This is a genomic window from Kribbella sp. VKM Ac-2569 (assembly GCF_004216905.1).
In the GTDB taxonomy this organism is placed as follows: domain Bacteria; phylum Actinomycetota; class Actinomycetes; order Propionibacteriales; family Kribbellaceae; genus Kribbella.
The window spans coordinates 668817-688934 of record NZ_SGXJ01000003.1 but is presented as its reverse complement, the minus strand read 5'-3'; the positions used below and the strand labels follow the sequence as shown (position 1 = coordinate 688934).

Genomic DNA, 20118 nt, shown 5'->3' with positions numbered 1-20118 from the left:
CCGACTCCGGGGAGCCTTCATGAGTGATTCCGCCGCAGTAGCGCAAGCTGGTGAGCGTCCTGAGCTGAAGCGGGTCATGGGCCCCGGACTGCTCCTTCTGTTCGTCGTCGGAGACATCCTCGGGACCGGTGTGTACGCGCTCACCGGCAAGGTCGCCGGTGAGGTCGGCGGCGCGGTCTGGCTGCCGTTCCTGTGTGCGTTCGTGGTCGCGTTGCTGACCGCGACCAGTTACCTCGAGCTCGTCACGAAGTACCCGAAGGCCGGTGGCGCCGCGGTCTACACGCACAAGGCGTTCGGGATCCACTTCCTCACCTTCCTGCTCACGTTCGCGGTGATGTGCTCCGGCCTGACCTCGGCGTCGAGCGCGTCGAAGGCGTTCGCGGCGAACTTCTTCTCCGCCGCGCACATCGACGCCGACCGCGGCGCGCTGCTGATGATCACCTCGCTCGCCTTCATGACGCTGATCGCGCTGGTGAACCTGCGCGGGGTCGGCGAGAGCGTGAAGGCGAACGTCGTGCTCACCTGTGTCGAGCTCAGCGGTCTGCTGATCGTGATCGGGATCGGCGCCTGGGCGCTGATCGGCGGCGACGGCGACACCTCCCGGCTGACCGACTTCAAGGTCCCCGAGGGCGAGTCGCCGTTCAGCGCGGTGACGGCCGCGACCGCGCTGGCGTTCTTCGCGATGGTCGGGTTCGAGGACTCGGTGAACATGGCCGAGGAGACCAAGGACCCGGTGCGGATCTTCCCGAAGATCATGCTGATCGGGCTGTGCCTCACCGGCGTCATCTACGTCCTGGTCGCGATCTCCGCGGTCGCGCTGGTCTCGCCGGACGAGCTGAACAAGGGCGCGACGCCGCTGCTCAAGGTCGTCCAGGCCGGCGCGCCCGGGTTCCCGCTCGAGCTGTTCGCGTGGATCACGATGTTCGCGGTGGCGAACTCGGCGCTGATCAACATGCTGATGGCCAGCCGCCTGCTGTACGGCATGTCGCACGAGCAGGTGCTGCCAGGTCCGCTCGGCCGGGTGCTGCGCAGGCGCCGTACGCCGTACATCGCGATCCTGTTCACCACGCTGCTCGCGTTCGTCCTGATCGGGTACGCCGATCTCGCGGCGCTCGGTGGTACGACGGCGTTCCTGCTGCTGTGCGTGTTCGCGATCGTGAACGTCGCGGTGCTGGTCCTGCGGCGGGATCGGGTCGAGCACAAGCACTTCCACGCGCCGACCGCGTTGCCGGTCCTGGGCGTCGTCCTGTGCGTGTACCTGGCGAGCCCGTTGTCCGGGCGGGCGTCGGCGGACTACAAGATCGCCGGCTGGCTGATGCTCATCGGGGTCGGGCTGTGGATCATCACCTGGCTGCTGAACAAGTACGTGTTCAACCGGCACGCCGACTTCGACCCGTCGCACCTCGACCCGCAGGGTCCGGTGAACTGACCGGAAGGAATGCCGCGACCAGGACGGTGCCGAGAGCCGCGAGCCCGATGACCACCGCGATCCAGCCGAGCGCGGGGTAACCCGCGCCGGCGTCGATCGCCAGGCCGCCGAGCCACGGCCCGACCGTGATACCGACGTTGAACGCGGAGAAGTTCGTCGCGGTCGCGAGCGTCGGCGCGTTGCCGGCCAGGCTGAACACGCGGGCGTTGAGGGCCGGGTTCGCGGCGAAGCCGAACCCGCCGAGCAGCGCGATCACGCCGATCGCTACCGCGGGGACGGACGCTGTGACCGCCAGTGCGCCGGACAGGACGATCAGTCCCGTGATGCTGATGAACAACGTGTGGAACGGGAGCGCGTCGGCGAACCGGCCGCCGACGGTGATCCCGATGAACGAGCCGAGACCGTAGAGGGCGAGTACGCCGGGAACGGCTCCAGCCGGCAGCCCTGTGGTCTGGATCAGCAGCGGGGCGAGGTAGCTGAAGACGACCAGGATCGTCGCGGTCACCAGCGCCGTCGTGCCGAACGCGAGCCAGAGCCGCGCGTTGCGGAGCACCCGGAACTCGTCGGCGAGCCGGGGTGCGCTCGCGAGGTCAGGCCGGTCGGCCGGCAGGGTCGCGAGGACGCCGGCCGTCGCGAGGACGCAGAGGCCGGCCACGGTCCAGAACGCCGACTGCCAGCCGAGGTGCTGGCCCAGGACGGTTCCGAGCGGGAGGCCGACGATGGTCGCGATCGTGAGGCCGCCGGTGACGACGCTCATCGCTCGCGCGCGGCTGTTCGCTGGTACGAGGGCAACCACGGTCGCCGCGGCGATCGACCAGAACCCGGCGTACACGAAGGCGCCGACGATCCGGGTGGCGAGCAGTACGGCGTAGCTGGAGGTCAGGGCGCCCGCGACATGGGTGAGGGCGAAGATCGCGAGGAAGAGGAGCAGCGCCGTACGGCGGGACCAGGTGAGCGTGACGACCGCGAGGACCGGGGCTCCGACGAGCATGCCGATCGCGAACGCGGAGATCAGCAGTCCGGCCTGGGGGATCGAGACGTGCAGATCGGTCGCGAGTTCCGGAAGCAGTCCGGCGAGCATCAGCTCGGACGTGCCCTGCGCGAAGATACTCAGCCCCAGGACATAGACAGCTATCGGCATCGTTCCCCCTCACCTCGACGAGTGCCACTCGTAGTGTCTCAGGGATTACTGTCCGCTGTCGCCGCGCCTGTCACGGGTTGAGATTTGAGCCGATACGGCATCGTTGGTGTATGAGCTTTCAGACTCCGGCCAAGCGGACCGGGCGGGCTGTGGACACCGCGCGGATCGGTAGTGGGCTGAAGCTGCTCGTCGGTCTGGTGGGGCTGATGTGGCTCAGCGAGGTCGTCGACACCGCGACGCACGGCGCGCTAGACCAGTACGGGATCATCTCCCGCGAGCCCCGCGGCCTGATCGGCATCCTGACCGCGCCGTTCCTGCATCTCGGGTTCGGTCACCTGATCTCGAACACGCTGCCGCTGGTGACGCTCGGTGCGCTGATCGCGGTCAGCGGCGCGGCCCGGCTGTTCGCGGTGACCGCGATCGTGACGGTGATCGGCGGGTTCGGGACCTGGCTGATCTCACCGCCGAACACGATCACGATCGGCGCCAGCGGGCTGGTGTTCGGGTACGCGTCGTACCTGATCCTCCGCGGCCTGTTCAACCGCCGGCTCGGCCAGGTGCTGCTCGGCATCGTCGTGGTGATGGTCTGGGGCAGTGCCCTGCTCAGCGGGCTGCTGCCGCAGGACGGGATCTCCTGGCAGGGTCACTTGCTCGGCGGTATCGCCGGTGTGCTCGCGGCCTGGGTCCTGGCCGACGACAAACAACAACGCGTCAAATGAGCGTGGCAGGGTCGGTGTTCGCCCCGCAGACCACGACGACCACCCGCTCACCGGCAGCCGGGCGGTAGGCGCCCGAGAGCAACGCTGCGTACGCCGTCGCGCCGCCGTGCTCGGTCGCCAGGTGGTACTGCCGCCACAGCTCATTGCGGGCAGCAACGATCGCTTCGTCGTCGACGAGCACCGGCCGGACGCCATACGTCTGGGCGGCCTCGAAGGCCAGTGACCCGATGCGCCGCGCACCGAGGGAGTCGGCGGCCACTCCGCCGACGGCTCCGTCGGTCGGCTCGCCCGCTTCGAGTGCCCGCTGCAAGGTCGGGGCGAGCGCCGGTTCCACGCTGACCACCTGCGCGTTGTTGCCGATGGCGGTCGCGATACCGGCGATCAGGCCGCCGCCACCGACGGCGACGAGGACTGTGTCGAACATGCCGGCCTGTTCGAGCAGTTCGAGGCCGACCGTGCCCTGGCCGGCGACGACCTCCGGCTGGTCGTAGGCGTGCACCAGCAGGGCATCCGTGTCGTCCCGGGCCGCGAGCGCCGCCTGGTACGCCTCGGCGTACTCCGATCCGACCTGCACGATGTCCGCGTCGAGGGTGCGCAGCTTGCCGAGCTTCGCGGCCGGGGTCGTCTCGGGGACGAAGATCCGGGCCGGTACGCCGAGTTCGCGGGCCGCGTACGCCGCCGCCAGCCCGTGGTTGCCGCCGGATGCGGCGACGATGCCCTGACCGGTCAGTTCACCGCTGTCCTTCGCGGTGAGCAGCCGGTTGAACGCGCCCCGTGGCTTGAACGAGCCCGTGTGCTGGAGCAGTTCCAGCTTGAACGTGAGCCCCGGCGCCACCTCGATCACCGGCGTACGCCGTACCCGCCCAGCGATCCGCTCCGCGGCCTGCTTCACGTCGTCCAGGCTTACCGTCATAGCTCAACCCTGCCACGATGGTGACAAGCCGACGGACGGAGGCCAGGGAATGGGCGCGTACGAGGAGACCTACCGGCGGAGCCTGGACGACCCGCATGGGTTCTGGCTCGAGGCGGCCGAGGCGATCTCCTGGACCAGGCCACCGACCCAGGCGCTCGACGCGACCGATGCGCCGATCTTCCACTGGTTCCCCGACGGCGTGCTGAACACGTCGTACAACGCGCTCGACCGGCATGTCGAGGCAGGTGACGGCGGCCGGACGGCGCTGATCTACGACTCACCCGTCACCGGGTTCGGGCGGACCTACACCTACGCGCAACTGCGGGACGAGGTGGCCGCGTTCGCAGGTGCGCTGGCCTCGCTAGGCGTCGGCAAGGGCGACCGGGTGATCGTCTACATGCCGATGATCCCGGAAGCGGTCGTCGCGATGCTGGCCTGCGCCCGACTCGGCGCGATCCATTCGGTGGTGTTCGGCGGCTTCGCGCCCCGTGAGCTCGCGGCCCGGATCGAGGACGCCGGGCCGCGCGTGATTGTCGCGGCGTCTTGTGGCATCGAACCGACGCGGATCGTCGAGTACAAGCCGATCATCGACGAGGCGCTGAAGATCTCGTCGCACCAGCCCGAGCACACTGTCGTCTTCCAGCGCGAACAAGCCCCCGCTGAACTGGGCGAACGCGATCTCGACTGGACCACCCTGACCGCGAAGACCCAGCCGGCAGGCCCGGTGCAGGTCGCGGCGACCGACCCGCTCTACATCCTCTATACCTCCGGTACGACGGGACGTCCGAAGGGCGTCGTCCGCGACAACGGCGGCCACGCAGTCGCACTCGCCTGGACGATGCGCAACGTGTACGACATCGGTCCGGGTGACGTGTGGTGGACCGCCTCCGACGTCGGCTGGGTCGTCGGCCACTCGTACATCGTCTACGCGCCGCTCCTGGTCGGCGCGACCACGGTCCTGTACGAAGGCAAACCGGTCGGGACGCCGGACGCGGGCGCGTTCTGGCGGGTGATCTCCGAGCACGGTGTGAAGGCGTTGTTCACCGCGCCGACCGCGATCCGCGCGATCAAGAAGGTCGATCCCGAGGCGGGCGAGCTGGCGAAGTACCCGCTCGACACGTTCCGGACGTTGTTCCTGGCGGGGGAGCGGCTCGACCCGGAGACGTACCACTGGGCGCACGAGCATCTCGGCGTACCGGTCGTCGACCACTGGTGGCAGACCGAGACCGGCTGGCCGATCGCGGCCAACCCGCGCGGACTCGAGCCGCTGCCGACCAAGCCGGGCTCGGCGACCGTGCCGATGGCGGGCTGGAACGTGCAGATCCTCGACCCGAACGGCAAGGAACTGCTGCCGCACGAGGAGGGCGCGATCGCGATCAAGCTGCCGCTGCCGCCGGGCGCCCTGCCGACGCTGTGGGGCGACGACCAGCGCTACATCGACAGCTACCTCAAGGAGTACGACGGCTACTACCTGACCGGCGACGGTGGGTTCATCGACGACGACGGCTACATCTTCGTGATGGGCCGCACCGACGACGTCATCAACGTGGCCGGCCACCGCTTGTCGACGGGCTCGATCGAGGCGGTCGTCGCGGCCAACCCGGCGGTCGCCGAGTGTGCGGTGATCGGCGTGCACGATGCGCTGAAGGGGCAGTTGCCGCGGGCACTCGTCGTACTCAAGGCAGGCGCGACGGTGTCTGACGACGTACTGCGAGATGAGTTGGTGGCCGCCGTACGCCGGGAGATCGGGCCGGTCGCCGCGTTCCGGGACGTGTCGGTGGTCGATGCGCTGCCGAAGACCCGTTCGGGCAAGATCCTGCGCCGCACGATGCGCGGAATCGCCGACGGCCGCGACGAACCGGTCCCGTCGACCATCGAGGACCCCTCCGTACTAGATGCCCTCCGCCCGGTGCTGCGCGGGTAGCAAGCTCGACAGGACATATACCTCCACTGGGACAGATCGCGCGGTCGGCTGAGCGTGGGGCTCACGGTGCCGGGCTGAGACGTCCTGTCGAGCTTGCACATTCTTTGCGGCGATAGGCTGCAGGTATGCGAGTCGTGATTGCGGGTGGACACGGGAAGATCGCGCTGCGGCTGACGCGGGTGCTGAGCGCTGACGGGCACCAGGTGGTCGGGGTGGTGCGGAACCCGGACCATGAGGCCGACATCGCGGCAGCCGGTGGTCAGGCCGCCGTGCTGGATCTCGAGCAGGCTGACGTCGGCGCGGTCGCCAAGGTCCTGGCGGGCGCGGACGTCGCGATCTTCGCGGCGGGCGCCGGGCCGGGCAGCGGGAACGCGCGCAAGGACACGGTCGACCGCGGTGCGGCCGCGCTGTTCGCCGACGCTGCCGAAGAGGCCGGCGTACGGCGGCACATCCAGGTCGGTTCGATCAACGCGGAACTCGCGCCGTCGCTGACCGACGACGAGACGTTCACGGTCTACCTCCGGGCCAAGTGGGCGGCCGAGGAGGACCTGCGGGCCAGGGATCTGGACTGGACGGTGCTGCGGCCCGGCAGTCTGACCGACAATCCCGGGACCGGCACGGTGTACCTCGCCGACAAGACCGGTCGCGGCCGGGTCACCCGCGACGACGTCGCGCTGGTGCTGGCCGGCCTCTGTGACGCTCCGGCCTCGATCGGCCGGACGCTCGAGCTCATCGGCGGGGACACACCCGTCCGTGAGGCCATCGAGCACCTCTGACCCTTATGGCGTTGCCACAAGCAACAGAATGTGACGGGACTGCGACACTATGGCAGACACACTCCGGCAGGTGACCTTCGAGCGCCTCGCGAACAGCAGCTACGAGGTGCGGAACGCCCGCGGCGGGAGCATCCGGATCGGCTCGGGCGGCGAGGACACCGACTTCACGCCGGTCGAGCTGCTGCTGGCGGCGATCGGGACCTGCTCGGCGATCGACGTCGACATCGTGGTGAGCCGCCGGGCCGAGCCGGCCGAGTTCAGCGCGGTCGTCCGTGGCGACAAGATCCGGGACGCCGAGGAAGGCAACCGGATGGAGAACCTCGCGGTCGAGTTCACCGTGCGCTTCCCCGAGGGCGAGGACGGCGACAAGGCCCGCGAAGCCCTGCCGCGCGCCGTGAAGATGTCCCACGACCGCCTCTGCACGGTCAGCCGCACCGTCGAGCTCGGCACCCCGGTCACCACGACGGTCAACGACGACTGAGCACTTCGCGAAGGCGCTGCGCATAGGCCTTCGGGTGGCTGAGGTTGCCGTTGTGACCGCCCGGGAAGGTCTGCAGGTCCTGGCCGAGGAGCTCGGCCAGGGCCTCGGCGCACTGGTAGTCGAAGACGGTCCGCGGAGTCGTCGTACCCGCTGCCGGAACGATCCGCACGCCGCCTGCTGACAGCGCGGCCGGATCGAGGTCGTCGTCCGCGGCGGCGGTGAAGTCGTGGCGGATGAAGTAGTCGAAGTTCGCGAGCCGGTTGGCGTCCATCGGGAAGTCGGTGCGGCCCGGTTCGCCGTTCGACGGGTCGATGCCCAGTGAGCGGACGATGGCCGGGATGGTGGCCTGGAGTCCGTTGGCCAGGTACTGGTCGCGGAGCTCGGTGAGTTCATCGCGATGCAGCTTGGGCTCGGGGAGCAGCCACGGCGCGATCGGCTCGTGCGCGACGAGCGTGTGCAGCTGCGTCGGATGCTTCACGGTCAGATGCAGACCGATGACCGCGCCGAGGCTGCAGCCGAGCATGGCGACGGGTTCGTCGGTGACGTGCTGGAGCAGACGGTGTACGTCGTCCGCGTGGTCGGCGATCGTGGCGCCCGGTTCCTCGAGCTTGCTGCGGGACAGGCCGCGGCGGTCGTAGGTGAGGACGGTGTAGTCGTCGACGAGCTGCCGGATGAGGTCGGTACTGCGGTCGGCGTCGCCTTCACCGCTCTGCGAGATCAGCAGCAGCGGCCCATTGCCTTCGAGCTGGTAGTGGATGCGTGCTCCAGGTACGTCAATCATGATTCGGAGATTACATCTGATTAGATGTATCCAGCAAGATGCATCGAGTTTGATGTAGATTCCGTCGGGTGAACGGTGTGGAGCTTTTCCTGCTCGGGCGGGCGCTGATGAAGATCGGCGAGGATGCGTTGCCGGAGCCGCCGGGCGGTGCCGCGAAGTACGCCGGCAGCGCGCGGATGGTGCTGATCGTCGCGAGTGATATCGCCGAGCATCCGGCGAGCGCGGTGGGGGAGATCGCTGCCCGCACGGGCCTGCCGCAGAGCCAGGTGTCGACCGCGATCGCCCGGCTGAAGGAGGCCGGCTCGGTCATCACGACAACCGATCCCGCCGACCGCCGCCGGGCCTTGGTCAGTCAGGCGCCCGACGTCTCGGACCGCCTGGCTCAGGTCCGTGCCACCAGCATCGAACCGGCCCTCGCCGCGGCGCTCGGCACCGATGACCCCGCACGCGTCGCGGAGGTCGCGCGCACCCTGCAGCAACTCGCCCGCGACCTGCAGAGGTCAGGCGAGTAGGAACTCGGCGGCCGGTCTGAGGCGCGTTTTCAACAGCTGTTGGGTACGCCGGCAGTCGAGCTGGATGTCCGACGGCTCGCCCGGCTCCGAGGGCAGCTGATCCGGATCGAGTCCGTCGCGGATCGCGATCCTCCGGCCCAGCTCGTACCGGCTCAGGGCCTCCGGTCCCGCGACATGGGCGATGCCGGTGACGTCCGACGTGAGCAGTTCGAGCAGCGCCGACGCGAGGTCGGTGACGTGGACTGGGCAGCGGATGTTGCCGCTGTAGAACGCACCGGATTCGCCGGCCGCCAAGCGACGTACCCGTTGTTCCTCGCCCGACTGACCGTCCGAGCCAACGATGATCGACGTCCGCGCAATGACCGCCTCGGGCAGCATCGCCTGGATCGCGGTCTCGGCCGCTGCCTTGGCCGCGCCGTACGGCGTGATCGGACAGGGCGAGTCGTCCTCTTGATAGGCCGTGTGCCGTGGTCCGAACACGGCGTCGCTCGACACGAACACGAGCCTTGCGCCTCCGGCCGCCAGCGCGACATTGACCGCGCCGTCGGCGGTCGCGGCCCAGTCGTCCTGCTTGTAGGCGGTGTGGATGATCCCGTCCGGCCGAACGCTGCGGATCACATCGCGCACCGCGTCACGTCGCCGTACGTCGAGCTGCACGCCACCCGGCACGACCTGCGAGTGGTACGCCGGTATGACGTCGTGGTCGGCCGTGCGCACGAGTTCACGTCCCAGCAGACCAGCGGCCCCAGTGACCAGCAATCTCACCCGACCAGCCTATGGCGCTCGAGCCGCCAGCCGGCGGTCCGCGTGGCGCGCTTCACCTCGGCGACCGTCCGCACCTTCCGCGGCGTCATCCACGACTGCGACGGCTTGTGCAGCATCCACCCGTCTCCGATGGTCAGCGCCGCGTGCTGGACCAGCCGGCCGGCGTCGCGCCAGACGAACACCGTGCCCGGTACATCGTCCTTACCGCCGCGCTCGGTGTGGTTCGCGAGCCATTCCTCGAACGGCTCGCGCACCATCCACACCGACTCGGCGCCTTCGATGCCGCAGGCAGCCATCACGGTGCCGAAGCAGTTCGGCCCGCTGCCGTCCGGAAACGTGCCGGCCAACTCGCGCACGCGTGGCAGCGCCGCGGGCCAGGTCCGGACCTCGGCGTGCCGGCTCGGCCCGAGATCCTCGCTCACGACCTCGGGCAACACCCGCGCCGGCTCCCGGAGCAGCGACTTCCACCAGACGAACCGATGCCCGTCCGCCTGCTGCCGAACCTCCGGCCCGACGATCGGCGACCACTTCCTCACGGTCGGAACTGCACCTCGGTCGTAGTTGACCTGCGCCCGGACCAGCGCGGCACGCGTCGCCTTCGGCAGGTCGTCGTACGCCGCCTCACTCAGCCACGCAGTCCGAGCGGCCTTCCGGTCGACTGCGTAGGTCCGGTAGGTGTCGCGGTCCTCCCGGCTCGGCTCCCGATCGTCCGTCGCCAACTTCCAGGCAGTCGCCTGCCTCTTCGTCACGAAGAACGGCTGCTCGTCCGGGGCGAGCCAGTCGACCCATCGCTGCAGCAGATCAGGCGAGACGTCGATCCCCAGCACGGTCAGCACCGGCCAACGCTCTCATCCTCGCGCCTGATCGGTCACTGGCTTTTGTGGGCCGCGGTAGCGCTGGGTCTGTGAGTAGACGAGGTTGGTCGTCGTACTGCCGAAGTCGGTGAGCTCGTTGACGAGTTCCTCCAGGTGCGGCATCGACGCGGCCGCGACCTTCAGCGTGTAGCAGTCATCACCCGTGGTTCGCAGGCACTCGAGGATCTCGCGCCGCTCGGCCAGCAGTCGGTGCAGCGGCTCGTGCTTGTTGCCCGGGTACTTCAGCCGTACGACGGCCAGCACCGGGTAGCCGACCTTCGTCAGGTCGACCTCGGCGCGGTACCCGGTGATCACACCGATCGACTCCAGCCGGCGTACCCGCTCGGTGGTGGCCGAGGCGCTCAGGTTGACCCGCTTGCCGAGCTGCGTCAGGGACAGCCGGGCGTCCTCCTGCAGTTCGGTGAGGATCGCCCAGTCGGTCGGATCGAGACTCTCGGTCATACGCATAATCTACCGGCGATTTCCCGGCTCAAGACGACGTACGCCGGGAGGACTCTCTTCAGAACCAGGTCGGCGCCTGGATAGCCTGAAGGCGTGGAACTTGGAGTGAACGTGCCGAACTTCGGCCCGGGGACGAATCCGGCGCGGCTGCGGGACTGGGCGCGCGTCGTCGAGGGACTCAGGTACGACCTGCTGATGGTGTCGGACCATATGGTGATCACACCGGACGTCGCGGAGCAGTACCCCGCGCCGTTCTACGAGCCGTTCACGACGCTGAGTTGGCTGGCCGGGATCACCGAGCGGGTCCGGCTCGGCACGACGGTGCTGATCGCGCCGTACCGGCATCCGTTGCTCGTAGCAAGGATGGCGGCCAACCTCAACGCGTTGAGCGGCGGCCGCCTCGTGCTCGGCGTCGGGGTCGGCTGGGCGCGGCAGGAGTTCGAGGCGCTCGGCGCGGAACATGCGCACCGCGGTCGGCGTACGGACGAGGTGCTCGCCGAGGTGCGGCGCGCGTGGGCCGATACGGCGGACTACGGCAACGGAGCGATCCCGATCTGGGTCGGCGGTTCGAGTACGGCGGGATTGCGGCGGACCGTCCGGTACGGCGACGCGTGGCATCCGCTGCGGCAGACGATCGAGCAGCTGCGGGACGGGCTGGATCGCCTGCGGACGGTCGCAGCGTCGGAGAACCGGCCGGTGCCGGGGTTCGCGCCGCGGATCCTGCTCCGGCTGACGGACGAGCCGCTGAGCGACGATGATCGGGTGGCGGGGGAGGGCTCGATCGAGCAGGTGATGCAGGATCTCGCCGTACTGCGGGAGCTCGGCGCGCAGAGCGTCGTACTCGATCCGTTCGTCGGCGACCCGGACGAAACCGAACGGCCCGAGGCGGCCTGGCAGGCGCTGGCGACGATCGCCGCGCACCGAAGTGGACTGGAGACGACGTGACACCTGAGGCAGAAGGATTCCTGCGCCGTGCGATCGCACTCGCCGCGGAGGCACGGAAGGACGGGAACCCGCCGTTCGGCTCGCTGCTGGTCGGCCCTGACGGCACCGTGCTGATCGAGGAGCGGAACACGACGCTCACCGAAGGGAACATCAGCTTCCACCCGGAGCTGAAGCTCGCAGTGTGGGCGGCTCAGCAACTGTCGCCCGAGGTCGCGGCCGGCACGACCATGTACACGAGCTGCCAGCCGTGCGGGATGTGCTCGGGAGCGCTCGCGCGGTCCGGTCTCGGCAAGGTCGTGTTCGCGCTGTCGGGTGAGCAGCTCGACGGACTCAAGTCGACGGGCGGCTTCCCCGAAGTACCGCTGGAAGGCCCGGCGCTGTACGACGAGGCGCGCGTGCCGGTGGACGGGTACTACAGCTGAGCCGGGGGTCCCGTCGCCGGGACCCCCGCACTCGCTACTTCACCGGGGTCAGGCAGAGCGTGTACTTCGTCGAGCCGCTCCGGTAGACGTACGATGCCTCGGCGTTCTCGCCGCACTGGCTGTCGTCGGTCGAGTCGTCGATCTTGTCGACGATCTTGTACTCGGCCTCCGAGGACGTGCAGTCGACGACCTTCACGTCCGGGTTGGCCGACGTGCCCTGGTTGACGACACAGGCACCGATCTTGGCCTTCGACTCAGTCGAGTTCAGGTTGACGACCACGATCGCCGCGATCAGCGCGATCGGCAGCAGCAGACCGAGGATCGCCGGCCGCTGGAACAGCGGTTTGCCCGGGTCCATCGGGCGGCCCTGGCCCGGCGTCGGCTCCGGGAGGCCCTTGAACTTCTGCATCGGGCCGATGTTCAGCAGCATCGTGATCGGGTTGATGATCGACGAACCGATACCCCACCAGCCCTGCCAGAGGCTCTTCGCGGTCATGTCGCGAACCGACGCGATCCCGCAGGTCCGGCAGAACGGGCCCTGCAGCTTCAGGAACCGCATGATGATGATCAGGCCCTGGTGGCCGCGCACGGTGGCCTCGGCCGCCGGGTAGCCGCCGCAGAAGCGGCACGCCATCTGGCCCTGCGGCGCGTGGCCCTGCTGGGGGTACGACTGGCCCTGCTGGTACTGCTGCTGGCCTTGGTACTGCTGGTCCGGGTACTGGCCCTGCGGCGGGTACTGCTGGCCGCCGTCCTGCGGGTACGTCTGGCCGGCCTGCTGACCGCCGTACGGCTGCTGGTACTGCTGGCCGCCGGGCTGACCGGCGTACTGCTGCTCACCGGGCTGACCCGGCTGCTGGCCCGGCTGGCTGTACTGGGGGAATTGCTGCTGCTGTGGCGGACCGTAGCCGGCCGGCTGACCTGAGTACGGGCCCTGCGGCGGCTGGGGAGGGGATGTGGTCACGAATGGATCCTGAGGCTGATCGAGGGGCGGTGTCGGGACACTTTGAACCATGGCACCTTACTCATCCCAGTGGTCCACTGCGGCATAGCGACGCGTCAATTCCCGGCCAAGACGCGCCAGCTCCGCCTGCACCGACGGCGGATCCACCACCTCGATCGATCCGCCCCAGCCGGCCAGGTGCTGCGCGATCATCAGCGGAGTGGGCGCGGTGACCTTGAGCCGCACCCGGTCACCGTCGGTCCCGTCGACCTCACAGTTGCGGCCGAGCCGGTCCTGCATGACCCACACGAACCGCTCGTCCATCAGGACAGTTGCCGTCAGCCCCGATCGTCGTTCCTCCATCCGTTCCACGATCTCGGCCCACGCCGACGAGAGGTCGAACCCGTCCGGCCGCTCGAAGGTTTCGCCGGTCGTTTCGGTGTCGACCACCCGATCGATGCGGAACGTCCGCTGGCCCTTCTCCGTCCACGCGATCAGGTACCAGACGTCGTCCTTGTCCACGAGACCGAGCGGATCCACCACTCGCTCCGCCGTATCCCGGCCGCGTCCCGAGTAGGCCAATCGGACCCGTTCCCGGCGTACGACGGCGTCCTGCAGGCGACGTACCAGCTCTGGCCGTTCCTTCACGTGCTCACCCCAGCGGGCCGGGTCGATCACCACTGCCTCGGCCGCCGCCTGTGCGTGCTCGCGGAAGGTGTCCGGCAGCGCCCGCACGAGCTTGCGCAGGGCCGCCTTCGCGTCGGGAGCGATCGACGCCGCGGGTCCCACGAGCAGGAACAACGCCTGCGCCTCGGTCGCTGTCAGCCCACTCAGATCGGTCCGGGCACCGCCGACCAACTGCCAGCCGCCGTTCCGCCCCGGCTGTGGATAGACCGGGATGCCGGCCGTCGACAACGCCTCCAGGTCCCGGCGCGCGGTCGCCACCGAGATCTCCAGCTCCGCCGCGACGTCGGCCGCGGTCACCCGGCCCCGGGCCTGCATCAGCAACAGCACCGCCACCAACCGATCCGCCCGCATGACCCCGATCGTCGCAGACAAACCGCTCACCGTCTGAGCAGTTAAAACGGGCTACGCTCAGTTCCGGACGGCCTTCTTCCGGAATGGTGACTGATGGCGTACGACGTGAGCCCGACGGCGCGGACCCTGATGGTCCTGGAGCTGATCCAGAACAGTCCCGGCATCACCGCGGAACAACTGGGGGACAAGCTCGGGGTCTCCGAGCGCGCGGCCCGCCGGTACGTCGCGATCCTGCGCGAGGCCGACATCCCGATCGAGTCGGTCCGCGGGCCGTACGGCGGCTACCGGGTCGGACGGGGGTTGCGGCTGCCGCCGTTGATGTTCAGCCCGACCGAGGCGCTCGGCCTGGTGATGGCGGTGCTGGAAGGACCGCGCGGCGCCGCGGATCCGGTCGAGGACGCGCTCGGGAAGATCGTCCGGGTGCTGCCCGAAGCCGTCGCCCGATCGACCGACGCGATCCGCCGGGTCCCTGCGCGCGGACCCGATCCCGGGGCCCGGACCCCTGATCCCGAGATCACCGCCGCCCTCGTGTCACACAGCGCAGACTCCCGGCGCGTGACGATCCACTACCGCCGCCACGAGGACGAGTGGCCGATGGACGTCGATCCGTGGGCAGTCGTCGTACGCCGGGGTCGCTGGTACCTGCTGTGCTGGTCGCACGGCAAGGACGCTCGGCGCGTGCTCCGCGTCGACAAGATCACCAAGGTCGAGGCGCAGCCGGCCTCGTTCGCGCCGCCTGCCGATCTCGATCCGCTGGCCGCTGTGGAGGAACACCTCGCGATGGGCTGGAGGTACCCGATCGAGGTCGAGATCGACGCACCTCTCGACGACGCTGCCTGCTGGATCCCGCGCAGCATGGGCCGCCTGGAACCCATCGACGAGAACCGCACCCGGCTCCTGGCCAGCACCGACGAACCCGACTGGTACGCCGGCAAACTGTCCGAGATCCGCGCCCCGTTCCGGATCATCGGCGGACCCGAACTCCAAGCCGCCTGCCAGCTCGTCGGTCAGCGCCTGCTCGCCGCGAGCACGCCCGACTGATGCTCACCTGGGGATCCGGCGACCGCGTGGCACTCCTCGTCCACGGCATGCTCGGCGCGGCCTCGCAGTACCACGAGGTCGGCCCGGCGCTGGCAGCCCGCGGGTACCGGGCGGTCGCGGTCGATCTGCCCGGTCACGGCGATGCGCGGCCGGCGCCTGACGCGACGATGGAGCTGTTCGTCGACGCTGTCCTCGTTGATGTTGATACGCCGCCTGCGCTCGCCATCGGTCATTCGCTCGGGGCGATCGTGCTGTCGCACGCGCTGCCTCGGCTGCGGCCCGATCGGGCGGTGTATGTCGACGTCCCCCTCTCTGGCCCGTCCACGGACCCACCGCCGGCCGCGGAGCTGCGCGAGCGCTTCACGACCTCGCGCGCCGCGCGCACTGTGGAGCGATTGACTACCCGGCCCGGTTGGTCTGCTGAGGATTGTCGGGTCGAGGCGGAAGCGGCTGCTCGGTTCGATGTCGAGACAGCGGTTGCGCTCGAGCGCTCGTACGTCGGGCATGCGGTCGAGCGGCCTGCGGTGCCTTCGCTGGTGGTTCGGGCCGAGCCGAGTCGTTATGTGTCGCCGGAGCGGGCGCGGGAGCTGGAAGAGATGGGATTCTGGGTCCGGTCGGTGCCGGGTGCGGGGCATTCCGTTTGGTACGGACACCTCGACGAGTTCATGGGAGTGCTGGACGAGTGGCTGGAAGCGCGATGAACGACATCGAGTTCTCGGGGGAGATCTGGTACTGGCGGGGGCCGGCGCCCTGGTACTTCATCACGGTCCCGGACGAGGAGAGCGCGTACTTCGAGGCGGAGTCGAACTTCGTCACGTACGGGTGGGGGATGATCCCGGTGACCGCCGAGATCGGCGCGAGCGTCTGGGACACGTCGATGTTCCCGAAGGACGGGCGGTACATCCTGCCGGTGAAGGCGTCCGTACGGCGGGCCGAGGATCTCGACGACGGCGACGTACCGACCGTGCGGCTGCGGTTGCGGGGCTGGACGAAGGCGTGACGAAAACTGTCGGCGGCCGGGTCTAGCGTTCGCCGTACACGCTTTCAGAGGGAGGAGCCGAGATGTCCACGCTGTCCGACCGGCCGCACACGGCCGTGCTCGTGGTCGACGTCCAGAACGGTGTCGTCGGGGAGGCGTACGAGCGGGATCGCGTCGTCGCCAACATCAGCACGCTCGTCGGCAAGGCTCGCGCCGGGGGAGTCCCGGTCGTCTGGGTCCAGCACTCCAGCGAGAACCTCGTCAAGGACAGCGACCAGTGGCAACTCGTGCCCGAACTGTCCCGGGACGGCTCGGAGCCGCTCGTCCACAAGACGTACGCCGACAGCTTCGAGGCGACCGACCTGGAGGACGTCCTCGCCCGCACCGGCATCGGCCACCTGATCGTCAGCGGCGCGCAGACCGACGAGTGCATCCGCTCGACGATCCACGGCGCGATGGTCCGCGGGTACGACGTGACGCTGGTCGCCGACGCCCACACCACCGAGGACCTGAGCGAGTACGGCGCACCCACCCCCGACAAGGTGATCGCCCACACCAACCTCTACTGGCAGTACCACCGGGCTCCGGGCCGGACTGCCGCCGTACAGAAGACCGACGAGGTCACCTTCTGACGACGTCCAGCAGCTGAGTCAGCACCCGCACCCGCGGTACGTCGATGCTCGCGTGCGCGTCGTTCCGGTCGATCAGCACGGCCTGGATCCCGACTGCTTGCGCGCCGCGAATGTCGTTCTCCAGTGAGTCGCCGACCATCGCCACGTCGTCGGCGGTGGAACTGAGGCGCTCCAGCGCGTGTGCGAACGCTCGCGGATCGGGCTTGCCCATCGGCAGGGTGTCACCGGTGATCAGTTCGTCGATCTCGTCCGCCAGGCCCAGCCGATCAAGCTTGAACCGCTGGTGATCCCCGTTACCGTTCGTCAGCACCACCACGCCGAGTCCTGCGTCCCGGACCGCTCGCAATCCCGGCACCGCGTCGTCGAAGACGGTCCAGCCGTCCTCGTACCGCCGTACATAGCCCTCGAACATCGCGTCTGCCTCGGCATCGCTCGCTTCGACCCCGAGGAACTCCCGTACCCGCAGGCGCCGCTGCTCGGGGAAGGTCAACTCCCTGCGCTGGTAGCGCCGGTAGTGCTTCTCCGACACGACGGCCCACCGCGCGGCGACCTCCGGTCCGGTCACGTCGTACTCCGCGGCCCACTCGACGACTGCCGCGGCGGCCGCCGATTGCTGGTCGACCAGCGTGCCGTCGAGGTCGAACAGCACGCGCTTCAGCATCCGTGCACCCCGTCCGTCGCAAGCTGCGATCGTATGCGCCGGGGCGTGCACCCCGGCGCATACGCCTCAGCTCAGTCCACCAGGGAGTTGAGGGTCGCGAGGTCGTCGGGGGAGAGGGTGAGGTCGGCGGCTCGGAGGTTCTCTTCCAGGTGCTGCTGGCTTGAGGTGCCGGGGATCGCGAGTACGTGATCGCCGCGGCTCAGCGTCCACGCCAACCGCACCTGCGCGACCGTCGCCCCGTGGCGATCGGCGATTTCCTGAACCGGCCCGGAGTCAGGCACCCCGCCGCCCTCCCGCGACTCCGCGGTGAGTGTGAAGAACGGGATGAACGCGATCCCCAACTCACCGCACAACTGCAGGATCTCGTCGTTCACTCGCCCGAATCCCACGCTGTATCGGTTCTGCACCGCAACCACCGGCGCGATCTCGCGCGCCTCGTGGAGATGCGCGACCCGCACGTTCGAGATACCCAGGTGCCGGATCATGCCCTTCGCCTGCAGCTCGGCGAGCACGCCGAAATGCTCCGCAATCGACTCCAGCCGCATCTGCCGCAGGTACACGAGGTCCAGCGAATCCACTCCGAGAGCCCGGAGATCGCTCTCCACGAGTTCCCGCAACTGGTCCGGCCGCGCGAGCCCGTGCTCGGTCGGCCCGACCTTCGTCGCGAGCACGAACTCGTCCGGGTACGGCGCCAGCGCGCGACGGATCACGTCGTTCGCCCACCCCAGGCTCTCGAACTGCGTCCCGCCGGCCAGCCCGTGACTCGGGTAGAACGCCGCGGTGTCGAGGTGATTCACCCCGAGCTCGACGACTCGCCGCAGCAGCGCGATCGCCCGGTCCTGTACGTCGGCCCCGCCGCCGTCGCCGCCCGCAAGCCGCTTCGCGCCGAACCCGATCCGCCGAACCGCCACCTCTCCGAGCGACCAGAATTCGCTGGACTTGCTTTCCGCAATTCCCGATGATAAGTTAATTGTTAGGGACGCATTCTCCTGTGAATTCTGCATTCGGCCAGGATAAATCCTTCCAAGCAATTCGTCCAGCTTTTCCCGCATATTTCTTGCGCTACTCTCATGCGCGTGGGACTCACCGAGCGACAGCAACAGCTCCTCGACACCTGGCTACCGTCAGCGGCGATCGTGCGTGACCACAGCTGGGGCCTCATCGGCACGCTCGTCCTGGAACTCGAGCACCACGGAGAGCGCTACATCGCGAAGGCGGGCGACCACACCGACCACCACCTCGCCCGCGAAATCCGTGCCCACCGCAACTGGTTGCAGCCGTGGACCACGCGGGGGAGAGCGGCCGAGCTGATCAACGCAGACGCGGACGCCAAGCTCCTCCTGACCCGTTTCCTCCCCGGCGAGCTAATCCAAGGGACGCCGTACGAATGGGCTTCGGACACCTATCACCAGGCCGGCGAACTGCTCGCGGCATTTCACCGGCAATCCGCTGTACCGGACGACAACTATGAGTCGCGTGAGAACGAGCGCACGCTCGCAGGACTCGACACGCCGCACCGGATCGCGCCCGACCTCGCCGACCTTCTCCGGGCAACGATCGAGGCCTGGCCGACATCGCCCGCGACGCTCGTGCCGACCCATGGCGACTGGCAGCCCCGCAACTGGCTCGTCGACAACGGCACTGTCCGCGTCATCGACTTCGGCCGCGCGGATCTGCGCCCGGCGTACACCGATCTCGCACGCCTGGCCGCGCAGCAGTTCCGCTCCGAGCCAAGCCTCGAGCCGGCGTTCATCACCGGCTACGGTTCGGACCCGCGCGAACCGGCCGCCTGGCAGCGCGCCCGGCTCCGGGAGGCAATCAGCACGGCCGTGTGGGCACACCAGGTCGGAGACGAATCCTTCGAGCAGCAAGGACATCGCATGATCGCCGAGGCCGTCGCCGAAATTGCGTTGTGAGCTCACGGAGCACGCTGGCATCGTCGCGCCATGTCCAGCGAACTCCTGCGCGAAGCGCTCACCCTTGACCGTTATCCACGCTCGAACACCTACGACCAGCAATGGGTCGTCGACAATCTCATGGGCCCGCACCCGCTGTGGAGCGCCGAAAGCCTGCTGCAGGTGATGGCACTCCGGCCCGGAATGCGGGTCCTTGATCTCGGCTGCGGTACGGCGTTGACGTCGATCTTCCTGGCCCGCGAATGCGACGTCGACGTCTGGGCCACCGATCTCTGGGTCGACCCCACCGAGAACTGGCAGCGCGTTCATGACGCCGGCGTGGCCGGTCGGGTGCATCCGATCCAGTCCGACGCCCGCAAACTCCCGTTCGCGCACGGGTTCTTCGACGCGGTCGTCAGCGTCGGCGCGTACAACTACTTCGGCACCGGCGTCGACTACCTCCCGTACCTCACGGAGTTCGTCCGCCCGAACGGGATGCTCGGCATCATGGCCCCCGGCATCCGCACCGCGCCTGACTTCACCCCACCGCCGTACGTCGCGGATCGCTGGGGACCCGACCTCTGCACCTGGCTCCCGCCCGACTGGTGGCGACATCTCTGGGAACGCACGGGCCTAGTCACCGTCGACACCGCCGACTTCGTACCGAACGGCTGGGCCGACTGGCTCCTCTGGCTCCGGATTTGTGCACAGGTCGGCCGCGGGTACGAACCCGACGAACACCTACTGGAAGCCGACCAAGGAAACCTTCTCGGCCTAACCCGCGTCGTCGCCCGCATGAAGTAGACGT

The 20118-nt window shown here is 68.8% G+C and carries 25 protein-coding genes; 15 read left to right on the top strand and 10 right to left on the bottom strand.

Annotated features, from left to right (window positions below; translation table 11 throughout):
* The first annotated feature begins 19 nt into the window (after positions 1-19).
* Positions 20-1429: an APC family permease gene (locus EV649_RS23650; protein WP_130385740.1), complete on the top strand. Its 1410-nt coding sequence runs from the start codon at positions 20-22 to the stop codon at positions 1427-1429.
* Here EV649_RS23650 and EV649_RS23645 read toward each other — a convergent pair.
* Positions 1371-2570 carry a Cmx/CmrA family chloramphenicol efflux MFS transporter gene (locus tag EV649_RS23645; RefSeq protein ID WP_130385739.1) on the bottom strand — a complete coding sequence of 400 codons (1200 nt, stop codon included), beginning with the start codon at positions 2568-2570 and terminating at the stop codon, positions 1371-1373. The genes EV649_RS23650 and EV649_RS23645 overlap by 59 nt on opposite strands.
* A gap of 110 nt (positions 2571-2680) precedes the next feature.
* Here EV649_RS23645 and EV649_RS23640 point away from each other — a divergent pair, with 110 nt between their 5' ends.
* Positions 2681-3289, top strand: coding sequence for a rhomboid family intramembrane serine protease (locus EV649_RS23640; RefSeq protein WP_130385738.1), 609 nt, complete (start codon positions 2681-2683; stop codon positions 3287-3289).
* On the opposite strand, the gene EV649_RS23635 is transcribed toward EV649_RS23640, so the two are convergent.
* Complete coding sequence (locus EV649_RS23635; protein ID WP_130385737.1) at positions 3282-4202, bottom strand: threonine/serine dehydratase; 921 nt, start codon at positions 4200-4202, stop codon at positions 3282-3284. The genes EV649_RS23640 and EV649_RS23635 overlap by 8 nt on opposite strands.
* A 49-nt stretch (positions 4203-4251) precedes the next feature.
* On the opposite strand from EV649_RS23635, the gene EV649_RS23630 reads away from it, so the two are divergent.
* The 3 genes from EV649_RS23630 to EV649_RS23620 all read left to right on the top strand — a co-directional run bounded on the left by EV649_RS23630 (position 4252) and on the right by EV649_RS23620 (position 7383).
* The gene (locus tag EV649_RS23630) at positions 4252-6126 is read left to right on the top strand and encodes a propionyl-CoA synthetase (RefSeq protein WP_130385736.1); all 1875 of its coding nucleotides are present in this window, start codon (positions 4252-4254) and stop codon (positions 6124-6126) included.
* A 125-nt stretch (positions 6127-6251) separates the two neighbouring features.
* Positions 6252-6902 carry an SDR family oxidoreductase gene (locus EV649_RS23625; RefSeq protein ID WP_130385735.1) on the top strand — a complete coding sequence of 217 codons (651 nt, stop codon included), beginning with the start codon at positions 6252-6254 and terminating at the stop codon, positions 6900-6902.
* A 70-nt stretch (positions 6903-6972) separates the two neighbouring features.
* Entirely contained in the window at positions 6973-7383 is a 411-nt protein-coding gene (locus EV649_RS23620) for an OsmC family protein (protein WP_241998576.1), read from the top strand.
* Here EV649_RS23620 and EV649_RS23615 read toward each other — a convergent pair.
* Positions 7370-8164, bottom strand: a complete 795-nt coding sequence (locus EV649_RS23615; protein WP_198682648.1) for an alpha/beta hydrolase — start codon at positions 8162-8164, stop codon at positions 7370-7372. The two genes, EV649_RS23620 and EV649_RS23615, sit on opposite strands and share 14 nt — an antisense overlap.
* A 68-nt stretch (positions 8165-8232) precedes the next feature.
* Here EV649_RS23615 and EV649_RS23610 point away from each other — a divergent pair, with 68 nt between their 5' ends.
* A complete protein-coding gene (locus tag EV649_RS23610) occupies positions 8233-8676 on the top strand; it encodes a MarR family transcriptional regulator (protein WP_198682647.1) in 444 nt (147 codons plus the stop codon).
* On the opposite strand, the gene EV649_RS23605 is transcribed toward EV649_RS23610, so the two are convergent.
* The 3 genes from EV649_RS23605 to EV649_RS23595 are packed head-to-tail and all read right to left on the bottom strand — an operon-like array spanning position 8665 to position 10757.
* On the bottom strand, positions 8665-9441 hold the full coding sequence (locus EV649_RS23605; protein WP_130385732.1) for a sugar nucleotide-binding protein: 777 nt from the start codon (positions 9439-9441) through the stop codon (positions 8665-8667). The two genes, EV649_RS23610 and EV649_RS23605, sit on opposite strands and share 12 nt — an antisense overlap.
* Entirely contained in the window at positions 9438-10277 is an 840-nt protein-coding gene (locus EV649_RS23600; RefSeq protein WP_241998574.1) for a hypothetical protein, read from the bottom strand. Before EV649_RS23600 ends, EV649_RS23605 begins: the two co-directional genes overlap by 4 nt.
* 12 nt (positions 10278-10289) lie before the next feature.
* The gene (locus EV649_RS23595) at positions 10290-10757 is read right to left on the bottom strand and encodes an Lrp/AsnC family transcriptional regulator (RefSeq protein ID WP_130385731.1); all 468 of its coding nucleotides are present in this window, start codon (positions 10755-10757) and stop codon (positions 10290-10292) included.
* 93 nt (positions 10758-10850) lie between these two features.
* Here EV649_RS23595 and EV649_RS23590 point away from each other — a divergent pair, with 93 nt between their 5' ends.
* The gene (locus EV649_RS23590; protein WP_130385730.1) at positions 10851-11702 is read left to right on the top strand and encodes an LLM class flavin-dependent oxidoreductase; all 852 of its coding nucleotides are present in this window, start codon (positions 10851-10853) and stop codon (positions 11700-11702) included.
* A complete protein-coding gene (locus EV649_RS23585; RefSeq protein ID WP_130385729.1) occupies positions 11699-12124 on the top strand; it encodes a nucleoside deaminase in 426 nt (141 codons plus the stop codon). Before EV649_RS23590 ends, EV649_RS23585 begins: the two co-directional genes overlap by 4 nt.
* A gap of 34 nt (positions 12125-12158) precedes the next feature.
* On the opposite strand, the gene EV649_RS41705 is transcribed toward EV649_RS23585, so the two are convergent.
* A complete protein-coding gene (locus EV649_RS41705; protein WP_241998573.1) occupies positions 12159-12758 on the bottom strand; it encodes a hypothetical protein in 600 nt (199 codons plus the stop codon).
* Positions 12759-12773: 15 nt separating this feature from the next.
* Between EV649_RS41705 and EV649_RS41700 the strand changes: the two genes are divergently transcribed.
* The gene (locus tag EV649_RS41700; protein WP_241998571.1) at positions 12774-13046 is read left to right on the top strand and encodes a hypothetical protein; all 273 of its coding nucleotides are present in this window, start codon (positions 12774-12776) and stop codon (positions 13044-13046) included.
* A 96-nt stretch (positions 13047-13142) separates the two neighbouring features.
* On the opposite strand, the gene EV649_RS23575 is transcribed toward EV649_RS41700, so the two are convergent.
* Positions 13143-14102: a YafY family protein gene (locus EV649_RS23575; RefSeq protein ID WP_130385727.1), complete on the bottom strand. Its 960-nt coding sequence runs from the start codon at positions 14100-14102 to the stop codon at positions 13143-13145.
* Positions 14103-14195: 93 nt separating this feature from the next.
* Here EV649_RS23575 and EV649_RS23570 point away from each other — a divergent pair, with 93 nt between their 5' ends.
* From EV649_RS23570 to EV649_RS23555, 4 genes are all read left to right on the top strand, one after another.
* Positions 14196-15143, top strand: coding sequence for a WYL domain-containing protein (locus EV649_RS23570; protein WP_130385726.1), 948 nt, complete (start codon positions 14196-14198; stop codon positions 15141-15143).
* On the top strand, positions 15143-15844 hold the full coding sequence (locus EV649_RS23565; protein ID WP_130385725.1) for an alpha/beta hydrolase: 702 nt from the start codon (positions 15143-15145) through the stop codon (positions 15842-15844). The genes EV649_RS23570 and EV649_RS23565 overlap by 1 nt, the downstream gene beginning before the upstream one ends.
* Complete coding sequence (locus EV649_RS23560) at positions 15841-16143, top strand: DUF1905 domain-containing protein (RefSeq protein ID WP_130385724.1); 303 nt, start codon at positions 15841-15843, stop codon at positions 16141-16143. The genes EV649_RS23565 and EV649_RS23560 overlap by 4 nt, the downstream gene beginning before the upstream one ends.
* Before the next feature lie 62 nt (positions 16144-16205).
* On the top strand, positions 16206-16754 hold the full coding sequence (locus EV649_RS23555; protein ID WP_130385723.1) for an isochorismatase family protein: 549 nt from the start codon (positions 16206-16208) through the stop codon (positions 16752-16754).
* Here EV649_RS23555 and EV649_RS23550 read toward each other — a convergent pair.
* Both EV649_RS23550 and EV649_RS23545 read right to left on the bottom strand, forming a co-directional pair.
* On the bottom strand, positions 16744-17415 hold the full coding sequence (locus EV649_RS23550; RefSeq protein WP_130385722.1) for an HAD family hydrolase: 672 nt from the start codon (positions 17413-17415) through the stop codon (positions 16744-16746). The two genes, EV649_RS23555 and EV649_RS23550, sit on opposite strands and share 11 nt — an antisense overlap.
* A gap of 71 nt (positions 17416-17486) precedes the next feature.
* The gene (locus tag EV649_RS23545) at positions 17487-18326 is read right to left on the bottom strand and encodes an aldo/keto reductase (protein ID WP_241998569.1); all 840 of its coding nucleotides are present in this window, start codon (positions 18324-18326) and stop codon (positions 17487-17489) included.
* Between the two features lie 165 nt (positions 18327-18491).
* Here EV649_RS23545 and EV649_RS23540 point away from each other — a divergent pair, with 165 nt between their 5' ends.
* Together EV649_RS23540 and EV649_RS23535 are read left to right on the top strand one after the other, a co-directional pair.
* Positions 18492-19331: a phosphotransferase gene (locus EV649_RS23540; protein WP_198682646.1), complete on the top strand. Its 840-nt coding sequence runs from the start codon at positions 18492-18494 to the stop codon at positions 19329-19331.
* Between the two features lie 30 nt (positions 19332-19361).
* Positions 19362-20114, top strand: coding sequence for a methyltransferase domain-containing protein (locus tag EV649_RS23535; protein WP_130385719.1), 753 nt, complete (start codon positions 19362-19364; stop codon positions 20112-20114).
* The last annotated feature ends 4 nt before the right edge of the window (positions 20115-20118 follow it).